Consider the following 14,604-nt stretch of genomic DNA (forward strand, 5'->3'; position numbering starts at 1 on the left):
TTTTTGAGTACAGCACCGACATGTTCAATCCCTACTACGAAAATGAATTGAGCAAACTCAAGGTGCTGGCGCTTGAGTTCGCCCAGAACAATCCGGCACTCGCCCCGATGCTGTCGGGCGTGAGCGCCGACCCCGACGTCGAACGTCTGCTCGAAGGCGTGGCCTTTCTGAGCGGCCTGACGCAGCAGAAACTCGATGATGAATTTCCCGAGTTCGTGCAGGAACTCACCCATTTGCTGTTTCCGCATTATCTGCGACCGGTACCGGCCAGCACCATGATCTGTTTCGCGCCCAAGACAGGGCTCAAGGAAACGATATCGATTGCCGCCGGCACCGAACTGTCTTCGCTGCCGGTCGATGGCACAGCATGCCGCTTTCAAACCTGTAATGCGGTGCAAGTGCATCCCTTGCAACTGCTTGATGTCAACCTGCTCAGCCATGCCGGTGCGGCGCCCATGCTGATTCTGGACTTTGAACTGCAGGGCATGAAGCTGGAACAGTGGCAGGCCGACAGCGTGCGCTTGTTCCTCGGCAGCGGATACAGCGAAGCGGCCAAGCTGTTGCTGCTGCTGTCCCAGTACGTGAGCAATGTGCGCATCGCCGGGGAAGAGGGTGCTCGCTTCGAGCTGGGCGCACAAGGTTTGCGCGCGGCCGGCTTCGAGCACAGCATGCTGCCGTATCCCAGTCATGCCTTTAGCGGATACCGTCATGTGCAGGAATTCTTTGTGCAGCCGGAAAAATTCCTGTTCGTCGAGCTGCACGGCCTGCAGCGCTGGCGCACGCGTGGCGGCGGCAACAGCTTCAGTGTTTATGTCACGCTGAACCAGCTGCCGGCCTGGATGCCGGAAATCCGTAGCGACAGTTTCATGCTCAACGTCACGCCAGCGGTCAATCTGTTTTCCCATCCGTCTGACCCGATCAGCCATGAGCATCGCGTCACGGAATACCGCATCACGCCCGAGGGGCGTGAGCGCAAGCATTTTCAGGTGGTGCAGGTTGATCAGGTCATCGGCTATCAGCAAGGTATCGGCAAGCAGCGCGTGTATGTGCCCTTCGGCTTGTATCGCCACGACGGTCGCGGCACACGGCTGAGCTATCGAACCACCTTGCGCAGCGCCGTCGTCGGCAGCGGCAATGAGGTCTATCTGTCGCTGAACTACCCGCCCGGCGAAATTCCTCGGCCGGAAACGCTCTCGCTGCAACTGACCTGCAGCAATGGCAGCTTGCCGGAAGGGCTCAAGCTGGGCGACATCAGCGTGCCCACCAGCAGCTCGCCCGACCGCATGAGCTTTCGCAACATCCGCATGGTTTCGCCGGCACGCAATCCTCCTACTGGCGAAGCCTTGCTGTGGCGACTGATTTCACATGTGTCGCTCAATTTCATGTCGATGGCCAGCGCGGCGAATCTGCAGGCGCTGCTCAATTTGTATGTTTTTCCTGATCGCCACGAACAAGGCCAGGAAGTCGCCAACCGGCGTCGTATCGATGGTATCGAAGAAGTCGTGGCCACGCCAGAGACCAGGCTTATTGGCCGAGGCGGCCTGCTGCGCGGACAGTTGATACGCATCAGGTGCCGCCAGGATCATTACGCCGGCATGGGCGATTTGTACCTGTTCGGCTGTGTCATTGAGCGTTTCCTGGCCGACTATGCCGGTATTAATTCCTACACCCGCGTCGAACTCGAAGACGTACTTTCCGGAGCAGTATTCAAATGGTTACCGAGACTCGGGCAACAGTCCCTGCTGTAAAGGACTCGCTGCTCGCCCACGGTGAGCGCTATTCTTATTTTCAGGCGCTGCGCCTGCTGCGCCTGTTTGAAAAAAACACCGGTGCCGCGCGCAGCGAAAATCTGCGCATTCGGCCCAAGCTGGCACTGAATTTCCCTGAAAACGACATCGATGCCATCGAAGTCCGGCCGCAGGGCGGCTATCGCATCACGGCCAATTTCTTCGGGCTCTATGGCGTCGCCTCGCCACTGCCAACCTATTACACCGAAGACTTGTTCGAGGAAGAGCGCAACGGCGGCCACGTCATGCGCGAATTCATCGACATCGTCCATTACACGCTCTATCCGCATCTCTTCGGCGCCTGGTCCAAGTACCGGCTGGAGCAGCGCGTGGTGGAAGACGACGACCAGTTGGTACTCAACCATCTGTATGCCTTCGTCGGCCTCGACGATCCCGAGCTACGCATCAAATTATTGCCCCATAGTGCCGAGTTGCTGCGCTATGCCGCCTTGCTCAATGTGCGCCCGCGCTCGGCGCTGGGTTTGCAGACCATGCTGGCCGACGCCTTCGAGGACGCCACCGTGCGCATCGACAGTTGCGTGTTGCGCAGCGTGGCCATTCCCGCTGATCAGCGCTGTCAGCTGGGGGCGCAGGGTACCAGCCTGGGAGAAGACAGTTACCTCGGCAGCCACGTCGACGACTACGCCGGCAATCTGCGCATCGTCCTGTCGGATTTGCCGCACGCGCTGTTCCAGCAACTGCTGCCGGCCGCCGCCGCCTGCCAGAAACTGAAATTTCTGACCCGCTTTTACCTCACCGACCCGCTTGAAGTCGAAGTGGAACTCAGGCTGCGTCAGGATGACGTGCGTGGTACGCGCCTCAATAGCCTGGAATGGTCGCGCCTGGGCCTCGATACCTGGCTCAGTCCGGAACAAGCACAGCGCGCGGCCTGCATCAGCTTTAACTTGTAGTCCTCAGAGACACGCATCTTCACCGGAGAAAAGAATATGTTGCTGGTTGAATTGAAACCCCTGGTTGGCCGTCTCAATCAGTATTGCAAACAAGCGCTGGAAGACGGCGTGGGCCTGTGCGTGGCCCGTGGCCACTACGAAATCACGGTCGAACACCTGTTGTCCAAGCTGTTTGGCGAGCTCTCAGCCGACCTGCCCTTGCTGCTGCGACAGTCCGGCGTTGATGCGGCCGTGGTGCGTCGTGCCATCGACCAGTCGCTCGATCAGATGCGCAGCGGCAATGCTGCCCGTCCGGCATTCTCGCCGCTACTGCTGGAATTGTTGCAGGATGCCTGGCTGATCGCCTCGGTCAATCTGCTGGAAAACCGCATCCGCTCCGGCGCCATTCTGCTGGCCTTGCTGGCCCGCGCCAGCTACTACGCCAGCGGTGATTACGCCGCTGCGCTGCGCACGCTCAATCGCGAAACCCTGATGCTTGAACTGGGCAAGATCGGTAGCGTCTCCATCGAAGCAGACACTACCGGCAGTAGCGCCGACCGCGCCGCGCCGGCAGGCGAGGGCAGTGCCATCGCCCGCTTTTGCGAAAACTTCACCGACAAGGCCAGAGCCGGCAAGATCGACCCGGTATTCGGACGCGACATGGAAATACGCCAGATGGTCGACATCCTGGCGCGTCGCCGCAAAAACAATCCCATCTGCGTCGGCGACCCCGGCGTGGGCAAAACGGCGGTGGTCGAAGGCCTGGCGCTGCGCATCGTCGATGGCGACGTGCCGGCCTCGCTCCAGGACGTCGCCATCCTCGGACTCGACATGGGCTTGCTGCAAGCCGGTGCCAGCGTCAAGGGCGAGTTTGAAAACCGCCTCAAGGGCGTGATCAGCGAAATCAAGGCGTCCCCCACACCGATCATCCTGTTCATCGACGAAGCGCATACCCTGATCGGCGCCGGTGGCCAGGCCGGCACCTCGGATGCCGCCAATCTGCTCAAGCCAGCGCTGGCGCGCGGCGAACTGCGCACCATCGCCGCAACCACGTGGGCCGAATACAAGAAATACTTCGAAAAAGATGCCGCCCTGGCGCGCCGCTTCCAACTGGTCAAGCTGGACGAACCCGACCTCGCCACCGCTGTACTCATCTTGCGCGGCCTCAAGCAAAAATACGAAGACGTGCATGGCGTGGTCATGCGCGACGACGCCATCGTCGCCGCCGCTGAATTGTCCAGCCGCTACATCACCGGCCGCCAGTTGCCCGACAAGGCAGTCGATCTGCTCGATACCGCCTGCGCCCGCGTCAAAGTACTGCAAAGCGCCAAGCCCGACGTGCTGGAAGACAAGGAACGCCAGATCCAGGCGCTGCGGCGCGAACACGGCGGACTGGAACGCGACCGCGACAATCTGCAAACCGTCGATCTGTCCCGCCTGCTGGAAATCGACGCCCAGGTCCTGACGCTGAGCGAAGAAGCGGCCCGCTTGCGCCTGCTCTGGCAGACCCAGAAAACCGCAGCCGACGCCTTGCTGGCAGCCCGCGCGGCGCGCGCCCAGGGCCGCACGGAAGGCGCCGACGATGCCGCCCTGGCGACCCTGACGCAAGTCATGGAAGCGGCCGGCGCCGCCTTCAAGGCCGCGCAGGGCGACCAGCCGCTGGTGCGCGTGGATGTCGATCCGGATGTGGTCGCCAAGGTCATCTCCGACTGGACCGGCATCCCCGCCGGCAAGATGCTGCGCGACCAGGCCGCCACCGTCATGGCGATGGCCGCGACGCTGGCCGCCCGCGTGCGCGGCCAGGACCATGCCATGCACCAGATCGGCGAAATTCTCAAGACCGCCCAATCTGGGCTGCGCGACCCGCAGCAGCCGCTCGGCGTGTTCCTGCTGGCCGGGCCATCCGGTGTCGGCAAAACCGAAACGGCGCTGGCGGTGGCCGACATCCTGTTCGGCGATGAAAAATCGACCGTCATCGTCAACATGAGCGAGTTCCAGGAAAAACATAACGTCAGCCGCCTGATCGGCTCGCCGCCCGGCTATGTCGGCTACGGCGAAGGCGGCGTGCTCACCGAAGCGGTACGCCAGCGTCCCTACTCGGTAGTGCTGCTGGACGAAGTGGAAAAAGCCCACCTCGATGTGCTCAACCTGTTTTACCAGGTGTTCGACAAGGGCATGCTGTCCGATGGCGAAGGCAAGGAAATCGACTTTTCCAACACCGTCATCTTTTTGACGTCCAACCTGGCTACCGATGTCATCACCGAACTGACGACCGGCGACGAACTGCCTGACGCCGACACGCTGCTGTCAGCGGTGCGGCCTATCCTGTCGGCTCACTTCAAGCCGGCGCTGCTGGCGCGCATGACGGTCATCCCTTATTTCACCCTGGCGCAGGACGCGCTGGCCGGCATCGTGCGGCTCAAACTCAACAAGATCGTGCAGCGTCTGGCGCACAACAACAAGATGGAATTCAGCTACAGCGAGGCAGTGGTAGCGCAGATCGCGGCGCGCTGCACCGAAGTCGAAACCGGTGCGCGCAACATCGATTTCATTTTGCGCGGTGCCGTCATGCCGCTGATGTCGCAGCAGATCTTGCAGCGCATGAGCGCCGATGATATTCCCGCCGGGGTGACACTGGATGTGGATGGGCAGGGGCAGTTCACGGTGGCGTTTTCAAATTAGCCCGGTGGCATCGGCACAAGATAATTTATCCGTTCGCTTTGCGTGGTCGGTAGCAGCACTATTTTTTGTAAAGGTTGAACATGGTTTCCTTACCCGCAAGCCTGGAAAATAACAATCGTTTTGCGTTCGTTTCCGAAGCGTACCCCGATGGCGCGACGTTTGCCGTGATAAAGATGAACGGTGTCGAAGCGATTTCGCGGCCATTTCGTTTTGAACTGACCATGTTCAGCGATAAGGCCGACATTGATTTTGACCAGATGCTGACACAGCCGGCCGGTTTCGGGATTTACGCCACTGATGGCAGCCAATGCCTGGCCCCGTATTACGGCGTATTGGCAGAATTTGAATATCTGTGCAATGTGGGTTCAAAACATTATTACCGGGCAGTGCTGGTGCCGCGCTTGTGGAAATTATCGATGGATTGTATCTCCAGGGTCTACCTTGACAAAGAACAGACGATACTGGACATCATCAAAAAAGCGCTCGATACCGGGAGCATTCTTAGTAGTGATGATTATGAGTTGCCTGACCATTCCATAAAGCCGAGTAAATATGTGGGGCGGGATTTTGTCTACCAATATCGGGAGTCAACCCTCGACTTTTTGTCGCGCTGGATGGAAAAAGAGGGCTTGTACTACTGGGTTGAACACGATGAAACAAAAAAAAAGGACAAGTTGATTGTTGCCGAAATAGCGAGCCGCAGTCCACTATCCGCACTGCAATTTTCTTGTCGGCCCATTGATGGTGGTGCCAGCAGCAATGTGGATCTGGAGGTGAACACCTTCATCCGTCGTCAGAAACCTCTCCCCAAACGGGTAATTGTGCAGGATCACAATCCGCTCAAGTCTGCTGTCCCGTTAAGATATTCCGCAGATGTCTGTGCCACAGGAACAGGCGATTTGATGATGCACGGCGAGCATTTTGGGGATGAGGAGGATGGCAAACGCTATGCCGCCTTGCGTGCCGATGAAATCAAGTGCGGCGGCAAGGTGTTTCATGGAACAGCGACGGCAGTCGGTATGCGTAGCGGATTTCTGATCACCTTAGCTAATTACGGGCCGAAAGTCGCACCCGATACGAGATACCTCATTGTCGAGATTGAGCACCAGGGTTTGCAGGCCGATACGTCGCTCCAGAACATTGGGCTTCCAATAGACATTATTCAGGAAAAGGACGCCAAGACTGTTTATCGCACCAGTTTCCGTGCCATTGATTCTGCGGTCCAGTTCCGTCCCCAGCGCATTACACCAAAGCCCTGCGTTACCGGCACGATGGAGGCCAGTATTGATGCCGATGCGGGCGTTGATAGCCCTTATGCCAATCTTGATGAACTTGGGCGATACAAGGTGAAGTTCCCCTTTTATCAGGACGACCCTGTCACGCAAGGCGCAGGTTCTGCCCGCATACGCATGGCGACTCCCTACTCAGGGGCAGATCACGGCATGCATTTCCCGCTGCACAAAGGCGCCTCGGTGTTGCTTTCGTTTGTGGAGGGCGATCCGGACCGGCCAGTGATCTTGGCGGCAGTGCCCAATTCGGAAAATCGCAGTGTGGTCACTAGTGAAAATAACACCGTCGGTCAGATCAAATCGGCAGGAGGCAACAAGATCAGTTTCTTAGATGAAAAAGGAAAGGAGGCGATCTGGCTGGAAACAACCAATAACAAGGCATCGATCAAAATCAGCGAGGGTAATAGCATCACAGTAAAAAGTGATAGCTATACCTCATCCACCAATGGGGCTTCCAACACTTATTTCAAAGGGATAAAAAACTCGGTCAGCTTGTCAATGGAGAATTCTGTCATGGTTGGTGTGACTAATAAATCCAGCATTGCACTGAACACTGCTTTTTCGGTCGGTTTTGATGCCAGTTTCAAAATAGGCGCTGGCCTTTCCTACTCGCAGAATAGTCTTTCCATGGCACCTACAGCCGGATTGACGGGGAACAAAAAAATTTCCATAAAAGCGGGACAACATGGATTTAAGAGTGTGATTTTTGAAAGCAGAGTGAAAATAGGATTAGCGGTCGTGGCTCTTGCTTCTGCTGCCAATGCAGTTATCGGACTTCTTAATGCTAAAGGAATTAACAGTGATGATTCTATTATCCATGATAAAGAGAGCAGTATAGTGGTGAAGCACTTTATCCCCGCCATGGTCATTTCGGCTGCCACGGCTGCTCTTGCGGCCTACATCAAATTGCAAAATAAATCTGAGGACTATACCAGTACGATTGATGCCAATGATGAAGGAATTTTTCTGAAAGCCAAGAAGGATCCGGGTCTCTTAGGAGAAGACGTAGCGCCGTCGTCGGAGGTGTTAATTGTTCCAGAAGGCATCGTTTTAAAGGTAAATGCCAATGGGATTGGTCCTGCTAAAGGCTCCAATATTCGTATTTTCCCCAATACCGTCAACATACAAGCGGATGGTGAAGCGTCGAGTATTTTTCTGAATAATGAATGTGCGGAACTGGTATTGGGCGAAGACAAAGGTTTTTACGCGACACACGAGAAAGTTGTGTCTGCATTCGGTGCGAATGTCGGGATTATTCAGAATCATCAGAAAATAACAATTTTCGTTAATAAGTCTGAGGCGGCTAAGGCGGCTGGCGATGAACTCAATAACGCTAATATGGAATTGAAAATAGTTGAAGGGCAAGCTGGATTCTTTAGTCAGCTTTTGGGAAGCGGGAAACGCGATGCGGCCATAAAAAAAGCAACGGAGGCGCTCAATGAGGTCAATGCCTTGCCAGGAAATGCCTCTATCAACCTCGATGGAAATGAGATCACGCTGGGCTTTGACGTTGCCAAGATGGTTTTGAAAAAAGATGGTGACGCAACGATAAACGGCAAAGCCATCAAGTTGGGTTGAACCATGAAAATATTCCGCCCCGATCAATTAGCCATCCTCTACCGCAGCTTTCGCCTGGCCCAGCGCGACACGCTGGCCATCGGCATGCTGGGTCTGTTTTCCTTTGAGGACAGCCGGCTGTCCGGCTTGCTGCCCGAGCAGCAGTTGTGGCCGCTGGCGAGCGAGGTGCTGGGCGCCGGCGTCATCCTCGACGAAGGTTTTCCCAAGCCGGCTGCCGAGTTCAAACTCTATGGCAGCGCTCATGCGCCCGCCGGCCAGCCGCTGCGCGAAATGGCGGTGGCGGTGCAGTTGGGCAGTTTGCACAAGCAGTTGCTGGTGAGCGGCGACCGTCATTTCGAGCGCAGCGGGCTGATCTCTGCCACCACGCCTTTTCAATGCATGCCGCTCACGCCGCAGCAAGCCTTCGGCGGTGCCGACTATCCGGCCAATCTGGCCGGCAAGGGCGCGCGGCAAGTGACCTTGGCCGATGGCAGCACGCACTGGCCCTTGCCGAATGTGGAGTCGCAGCGCCAGCGCATCGTCAGCCGCGGCGATGTGGCCGAACCGGCCGGGTTCTGGGGGCTGGCGGCGAATGCGCCTGCGCGCAGCAGCGAGCTTGGCCAGTTTGACGGTCGCTGGCTGCAGCACAGCTGGCCGCATCTGCCGGATGACACCGGCCTGGCTTACTTTCACAGCGCACCGCCGGATCAGCGTTTCAGCGCCTATTTGCAGGGCGATGAATGCTTTTCCTTGCAGGGCCTGCATCCGCAGCAGACCGTGCAGAACGGTCACTTGCCCGGCCTGCGCGCGCGCTGCTTCGTCAATCGCAGGCAGGCTGATGGCGTGGCCGTGTTGAGCGAAATGGCGGCCCGTCTGGAAACGGTCTGGCTGTTTCCTGAACAGGCCTGCGGCATCGTGCTGTATCGGGCGCAGTGTGACTTTGCCGAGGACGATGCCGCCGATATTTTGCATGTCATGGCGCAATGGGAAAACCTGCAAGACCCGCCACAGACATTCGCCCATTACCAGGCCCGATTTGCGGCCGAATTGTCGGGGCAGCCGGTGCCGCCGGTGGCCGCCCCGGAACCCGTGCCGCCGCCGCTAGCCGCCGATACGGCCGATGCCGCCGTCGCGCCGCCCGTTGCCGCCATGCCTGAAGAGGAAGTGACGCCCGAGTTATTGGCGTTGCAGCAAGCATTGGCGCAGCTGGAGCAGGAAACCAGTCAGACCATGAGCAAATACGGCATCACGCAGGCCGATCTGGCGCCTTACCTGAAACCGCCCGAAGAACCACCTGCGCCGACAGTCGAGCAGCTCGAGCAGGCCATCGCCGATTTGAACCGGGAAGTGCGCGCCACCATGGCGAAAAACAATATTACCGACGCCGATCTGGCGCCGTATCTGAAGCCGCCGGAAGAAAAGCCGGTGTCGCTCAAGGAGCTCAAAGCGGCGCTGGGCGATCTGGATGCGCAGACCAAGGCGGTGATGGCCAGGAACAGTCTGACGGCGCGAGACATCGAAGCCTTGCTGGGTTCGAAACCGGAGTTGGCGCAGTCGCTCAAGAGCTACCAGGAGTTGCAGGCGCAAGCGGTGCCGCTGAGCGATATTGGCGACGATGGGGAGGAAGAGCTTGCGCGCGAAATGGCGCCAAAAAGTATGCCAGAGAACGCCTCGCAAGCACCGCAGCCCGATGCACCTGTCACCCCGCCGCCTGCCGCATCGCCGTTGCGCGAGCAAGTGGTGGCCCGGCATGCCGCCGGACAAAGTCTGGCCGGCATGGAATTGTCGGGCGTCGATCTGTCGGGCCTCGACCTGAGCGGTGCTGACTTTAGCGGCAGCCTGCTGGAAAAAACACTGTTCATCGGCAGCGTGCTGGTCAAGACCAATTTTTCCGCATGCCTGATGCAGGGCGCCGATTGCCAGGGCGCGGACTTGTCCGGCGCCCGGCTCGGCGGCGTGAGCGCTGCCGGCAGCAACTTTGCCAAGGCCCGCCTGTCCGCCGCGCAGCTTGACCGGGGCGATTTCCATGGCGCCGATTTCAGCGACGCGCAATTGCCGCAGGCGGTGCTCGATGGCGCCAGTTTCGAGAACGCGGTGCTGACCGCAGCGCAGGCCGGTGCGTGCAGTGCCGTGCAGACGCAGTTCAATGGCGCCGATCTGCGCGGCGCGGACTTTGCCAAGGCGCTGCTGACCCAGGCTGATTTCAGCGGCGGTCAACTGGGCGCGGCCAATTTCAGCGCTGCCCAGTGCGAGCATGCGCGTTTTTTCGGCTGCGATGCCAGCGCGGCGCAATTTGGCAAGGCGGCGCTGGGCCGTTCGCGTGCTGATGACACCAGTACGTTTGCCGGCGCCGATCTGAGCGATGCGCAGTTGGGCCGCGCCGCCTGGGCCGGGGCCAGGCTGGACGGCGCCCGTCTGGCCGGGGCGAGCCTCGATGATGCCGATTTCAGCAAGGTCAGCGCGGCCGGCGCCAGTTTTCGCCTGGCTTCGGCGACCGGCGCAAAGTTCGCCAAGGCGAATTTGCGGGCGGCAGACATGACCGGCATCAATCTGTTCAAGGGTTCGCTGCGCAAGGCGCGGGTGGACGATGCGGCGCTCCATTTCGCCAATCTGTACGGCGTCGATTTCGAGGATGTGGCGGTGCGTGCGGCGGCGCTCGAAGGCGCCAATATCGACCAGACCATATTGCTGTTTCGCGCTGCGTCAGCGTAATCACCTCAAGGGATATCAATGGAACTGGAACAAGCCTTGCGTGCGCTGGCCAACAATAAAATCCTGGCAGATGCCGATCTGGCCGGGGCCGATCTGTCGGGCCGCGACCTGTCGGGATGCACCTTGCGCAATATCAATCTGGCCGGCGCCAATCTGAATGGCGCCAGTTTGCAGGGCAGTACGCTGGAGCAGGTCAATTTGCAGGGAGCCAGGCTGTGCGGGGTGCAGGCCGCGCAGGCGCGGTTTGATGCGCTTGATCTGCGCGCCACGCAGTGGCTCAACGCGCTTTTGCTGCAAGCCGTGTTCAGCAACTGCCGCCTGGACGATGCACAGTTTGGTGGCGCGCAGCTGGAGCGCTGCGACATGAACAAGGTCAGTCTGCATGGCGCCGACTTCAGCGCTGCCAACCTGACGCGCTGGGACCCGAGCGGACTTGATCTGCGCAGCGTGAAGCTCGATGGCGCTGTACTGCAGCGGGCTTTTCTGAAGGATTGCGTGCTCAGCGGCCAGCGTTTTGGCGGTTGCGATCTGAGCATGGCCAATTTCAACGGCGCACAGTTGCAGCAGGCCGATTTCAGCAATGTGGTGCTGGACCGCAGCAGCTTCATCGGCGCGCAATTGCAGCAAGTGAATTTTGCTGGTGTACGCGGCAAGTATGTGGCGCTGATGCGGGCGCAATTGCAGCAGGCTAATCTGAGCGGTGCCTGGTTTGAGATGGCCGACGCCAGCCATGCCGATTTCAGCCAGACGCAGGCGCAAGCTGTGCAGTGGCGCAGCTCGATGCTGCGCAAAACGCGTTGGAGCAAGGCCAGCCTCAAGAATGCGCACTGGATCGATTGCGATCTGGCCCATGCCGATTTTTCCGATGCCGATTGCACGCAAGCCGATCTGCGCGGCAGCAGCATCCACCGCATGACACAAAACAATACCCGTTGGGACGGCAGCAATTTCGACGGCGTGCGTCCCACGGATGCGGCGCTGGAACGCGCCGAGCGATGGCAACCGAACCCGGCCATCGCCCGTTGAGCGCATAGCAGCGACAACCGACGAGATCGTCAAGAACAACCACCGAGGGCACTATGCATAACAAACTGATGACCATGACACGCGCCGACGCCAGCGTGGCACTGAGCTACGCCACCGTCAGCGGGCGCGCCGAACAGTGGTATTTCCTCAGCGGGGCTGAAGGGCTGCGGGCGGTGCGTGCCGACAGTTGCCTGATTGAGCCGGAATGCGGCGACAGCGTGCTGGTCTGCCATGCCGGCAGTCAGACTTCTTACGTGCTGGCGGTGCTGGCGCGCGCGCAGCGGCAGGAGGCGTGCCTGCAATTGCCGGGCGGTGTGGCGCTGCATACGGCGCAGGGTGCGTTGCAGGTGCAGGCGGCCAGCATCCGTCTGCAGGCCAGCGAGGAGGTGACGCTGGAAGCGCCGCAGGTGAATTTGAGCGGGGTGGCCGGGCAGTTGCGCTTTCAGCAGATCAAGGTGACGGCGCAAGAGCTGCACGGCCGTTTCGGCACGGTCAGCAGTGTGGCGCAGAACATCACTTCCAGCGTCGGCCGCCTGGTGCAAAAGGCGCGCGACAGTTTCCGCTGGATCGAGCAGCTCGACGAAACCCGCGCTGGGAGGGTGCGCATGCAGGTGCGCCAACGCTTTGACCTCAAGGCGCAGGATGCCACGGTGCTCGCTGACGGCCAGGTCAGCATCGATGCGCAGAAAATAGATCTGGGCTAGGAGGCCGCCATGTATGCAGTAACCAAACAGGACGGCCAATGCCTGGCCGCCGCCGATGTCTGCAAGACACCAGCGCCGCCGGCGCCACCGGTGCCCTTGCCGTACCCGAATATCGCCATGCCGATGATGGGCGATCCGGCCACCGAAAAGGTCTTCATCACGGGCATGCCGGCGCTGACCATGGCGTCCAAAATCACCATCAGCAGCGGCGACGAGGCCGGCGTTGCCGGCGGCGTGGCGAGCGCCAAGCAGATGGGACCGGCAGAATTTACCCAGGGCAGCATGACGGTGAGTCTGGAAGGAAATATGGCAGTGCGTCTGGGCGACCCCACCAAACACAACGACGGCAATGCCATCGGTTCCGTGCTGGCACCGAGCCAGAACATTGTGATGATCATGAGCTGATGGCAGCGAAAAAATTGAGAGAAGCATGAAAACAATCTGGATTACCTCGCTGGAAAAAAACCAGGCGCGTGTGACGGCCGTCACTCAAGTATTGCAACGCTACGGTTTGCAGGTCAAAGGCCATTTCTGGGCCGATGCGCCGGACCAGATGGCGTGGCGCACCGCACTCGATACGCTGCTCGCCGACCGCGCCGATGTCTGGCTGATTCTCGCCGATGAGGCCGAGCTGGCCAAGCCGGGCGTGCGTTATGGCTTGTCTTTGTTATGCACCTCGCTGCGCGAACTGCGCGGCGCGGGCTTTCCGGTGGCCTTGCTGTGGCGCGACAAAGCGGCAGACTTGCCGTCTTTGCTGACGCACTGCCTGCAACTCGACGAGGCTGCTGCCGCCTGGCCCGCCAAGATTGTTGCCAAGGCCAACATGGCGGGCAAGGCGCTGGCGCCGGACTATCGATTCAGCGTCCTGGGCGACGAACAGCTCGGCCAATGGTTCGAGCTCGGCCCGCGTGCCGGCAACTGGGACGGTATCGTGTGCGGCATCAGCGGAGGCGGGGCAGAGATTACTTTTCAGGCGGTCGGTGCCAGCGGCAAGCTGCCTGAACGCAGTGTGCTGGAGTTTGCCCAGCAAGGCCTGCAGCTAAAGGTGGGCGCGATGGAGTACAGGGCCTGGGCGGTGCGCAATCAGATCGATGCCGCGCATTCCTGCTATGTGCGCGTCAAGGGTTGTCCGCAGTCCTTGCTGTTCATGCCCTACGCCGAAGAAAGTCAGGCCGAGGCAAACGTGATTGCACTATGTTGAGACCCGCTAACAAGGACGTGATGAAAATTGTCGATACAAACCTGCGGCGCAAACAGCGCCTTCTGGCAGGCTGGGTGCATGTGGCGGCTGTGGCGGCCATGGTCGGCAGCCTGCCGGGCTGCGCTTCTGTCAATTCCATGATGGGTGGCAATACGCGGGAACAGGCGTTCACCGAGGTCGTCTGGGACTATGCCAAAGAAGGCATCGTGCTGGACGCGACGGCGCAGCTCCAGCTCAACACCTACCAGGGTGAGCCGCATACCTTGCTGCTGGGTGTCTATCAGATGGCCGACAGCGCCGTCTTCCAGAAACTCATCGCCGATCCGGCGGCGCTGGCGCAGAGTCTGGGCGGCACACCCGGCAACGATGTCTTCTTGCAGTACAGCCATTATGTGGTGGAGCCGGGACAGCACGTCATCCTGATGATCGACAGGGTGCAAAAGGCCCGATTCGTCGGTGTGGTGGCAGGCTATTACGATATGCTCGGACCGGCTTCGGCGCGCCTGTTCGAAGTGCCCGTGACCTATGCCAGCAAGGGCATGCTGAGCTCCACCTGGAGCGTTGTGCCCAAGCCGCTGACCGTGCGCATGACGCTTGGCCCCAATGCGATTGTCGATGCAAAAACGCCGGCCGCCGCTGCCCCCAGGGAAAAACCGGCCGCGCCGCAACCGCCGACTTCCAACGGCACTGAAATCAAACTCGATGCCAGCGACCTGTGCTGTTCTGCACCGTTACCCCGTACATCGAATAACTGAG

At 59.6% G+C, this 14,604-nt stretch carries 10 protein-coding genes; all 10 read left to right on the plus strand.

From position 1 onward, the window contains the following. Nucleotides 1–20: 20 nt before the first annotated feature. The 10 genes from tssF to tssJ all read left to right on the plus strand — a co-directional run bounded on the left by tssF (nt 21) and on the right by tssJ (nt 14,603). Nucleotides 21–1,748 carry a type VI secretion system baseplate subunit TssF gene (tssF, locus tag CD932_RS22740; RefSeq protein ID WP_094445045.1) on the plus strand — a complete coding sequence of 576 codons (1,728 nt, stop codon included), beginning with the start codon at nt 21–23 and terminating at the stop codon, nt 1,746–1,748. Beyond that, nucleotides 1,712–2,698, plus strand: a complete 987-nt coding sequence (gene tssG, locus CD932_RS22745; RefSeq protein ID WP_094445046.1) for a type VI secretion system baseplate subunit TssG — start codon at nt 1,712–1,714, stop codon at nt 2,696–2,698. The genes tssF and tssG overlap by 37 nt, the downstream gene beginning before the upstream one ends. A gap of 36 nt (nt 2,699–2,734) precedes the next feature. After that, the gene (gene tssH / locus CD932_RS22750) at nt 2,735–5,359 is read left to right on the plus strand and encodes a type VI secretion system ATPase TssH (protein ID WP_094445048.1); all 2,625 of its coding nucleotides are present in this window, start codon (nt 2,735–2,737) and stop codon (nt 5,357–5,359) included. A gap of 80 nt (nt 5,360–5,439) precedes the next feature. Beyond that, on the plus strand, nt 5,440–8,226 hold the full coding sequence (locus CD932_RS22755) for a type VI secretion system Vgr family protein (RefSeq protein ID WP_094445050.1): 2,787 nt from the start codon (nt 5,440–5,442) through the stop codon (nt 8,224–8,226). 3 nt (nt 8,227–8,229) lie between these two features. Continuing rightward, nucleotides 8,230–10,917, plus strand: a complete 2,688-nt coding sequence (locus CD932_RS22760; protein ID WP_094445051.1) for a DUF2169 domain-containing protein — start codon at nt 8,230–8,232, stop codon at nt 10,915–10,917. Between the two features lie 18 nt (nt 10,918–10,935). Beyond that, nucleotides 10,936–11,943, plus strand: coding sequence for a pentapeptide repeat-containing protein (locus CD932_RS22765; RefSeq protein WP_094445053.1), 1,008 nt, complete (start codon nt 10,936–10,938; stop codon nt 11,941–11,943). A gap of 53 nt (nt 11,944–11,996) precedes the next feature. Then, the gene (locus CD932_RS22770) at nt 11,997–12,647 is read left to right on the plus strand and encodes a DUF3540 domain-containing protein (RefSeq protein WP_094445055.1); all 651 of its coding nucleotides are present in this window, start codon (nt 11,997–11,999) and stop codon (nt 12,645–12,647) included. Nucleotides 12,648–12,656: 9 nt separating this feature from the next. Continuing rightward, nucleotides 12,657–13,052, plus strand: a complete 396-nt coding sequence (locus CD932_RS22775; protein ID WP_094445057.1) for a DUF4150 domain-containing protein — start codon at nt 12,657–12,659, stop codon at nt 13,050–13,052. Nucleotides 13,053–13,122: 70 nt separating this feature from the next. Continuing rightward, nucleotides 13,123–13,848, plus strand: coding sequence for a hypothetical protein (locus tag CD932_RS22780; RefSeq protein ID WP_254926722.1), 726 nt, complete (start codon nt 13,123–13,125; stop codon nt 13,846–13,848). A gap of 20 nt (nt 13,849–13,868) precedes the next feature. After that, nucleotides 13,869–14,603, plus strand: a complete 735-nt coding sequence (tssJ, locus tag CD932_RS22785; protein WP_176461096.1) for a type VI secretion system lipoprotein TssJ — start codon at nt 13,869–13,871, stop codon at nt 14,601–14,603. The last annotated feature ends 1 nt before the right edge of the window (nt 14,604 follow it).

The organism is Janthinobacterium sp. PC23-8, assembly GCF_002250505.1.
Classification (GTDB): Bacteria; Pseudomonadota; Gammaproteobacteria; order Burkholderiales; family Burkholderiaceae_D; genus Janthinobacterium.

Excerpts from the sequence above, each read along its gene's own strand:
- tssF (WP_094445045.1), top strand. The coding sequence starts at position 21 with ATGTTCAATCCCTACTACGAAAATGAATTGAGCAAACTCAAGGTGCTG.
- tssG (WP_094445046.1), top strand. The coding sequence starts at position 1,712 with ATGGTTACCGAGACTCGGGCAACAGTCCCTGCTGTAAAGGACTCGCTG.
- tssH (WP_094445048.1), top strand. The coding sequence starts at position 2,735 with ATGTTGCTGGTTGAATTGAAACCCCTGGTTGGCCGTCTCAATCAGTAT.
- CD932_RS22755 (WP_094445050.1), top strand. The coding sequence starts at position 5,440 with ATGGTTTCCTTACCCGCAAGCCTGGAAAATAACAATCGTTTTGCGTTC.
- CD932_RS22760 (WP_094445051.1), top strand. The coding sequence starts at position 8,230 with ATGAAAATATTCCGCCCCGATCAATTAGCCATCCTCTACCGCAGCTTT.
- CD932_RS22765 (WP_094445053.1), top strand. The coding sequence starts at position 10,936 with ATGGAACTGGAACAAGCCTTGCGTGCGCTGGCCAACAATAAAATCCTG.
- CD932_RS22770 (WP_094445055.1), top strand. The coding sequence starts at position 11,997 with ATGCATAACAAACTGATGACCATGACACGCGCCGACGCCAGCGTGGCA.
- CD932_RS22775 (WP_094445057.1), top strand. The coding sequence starts at position 12,657 with ATGTATGCAGTAACCAAACAGGACGGCCAATGCCTGGCCGCCGCCGAT.
- tssJ (WP_176461096.1), top strand. The coding sequence starts at position 13,869 with ATGAAAATTGTCGATACAAACCTGCGGCGCAAACAGCGCCTTCTGGCA.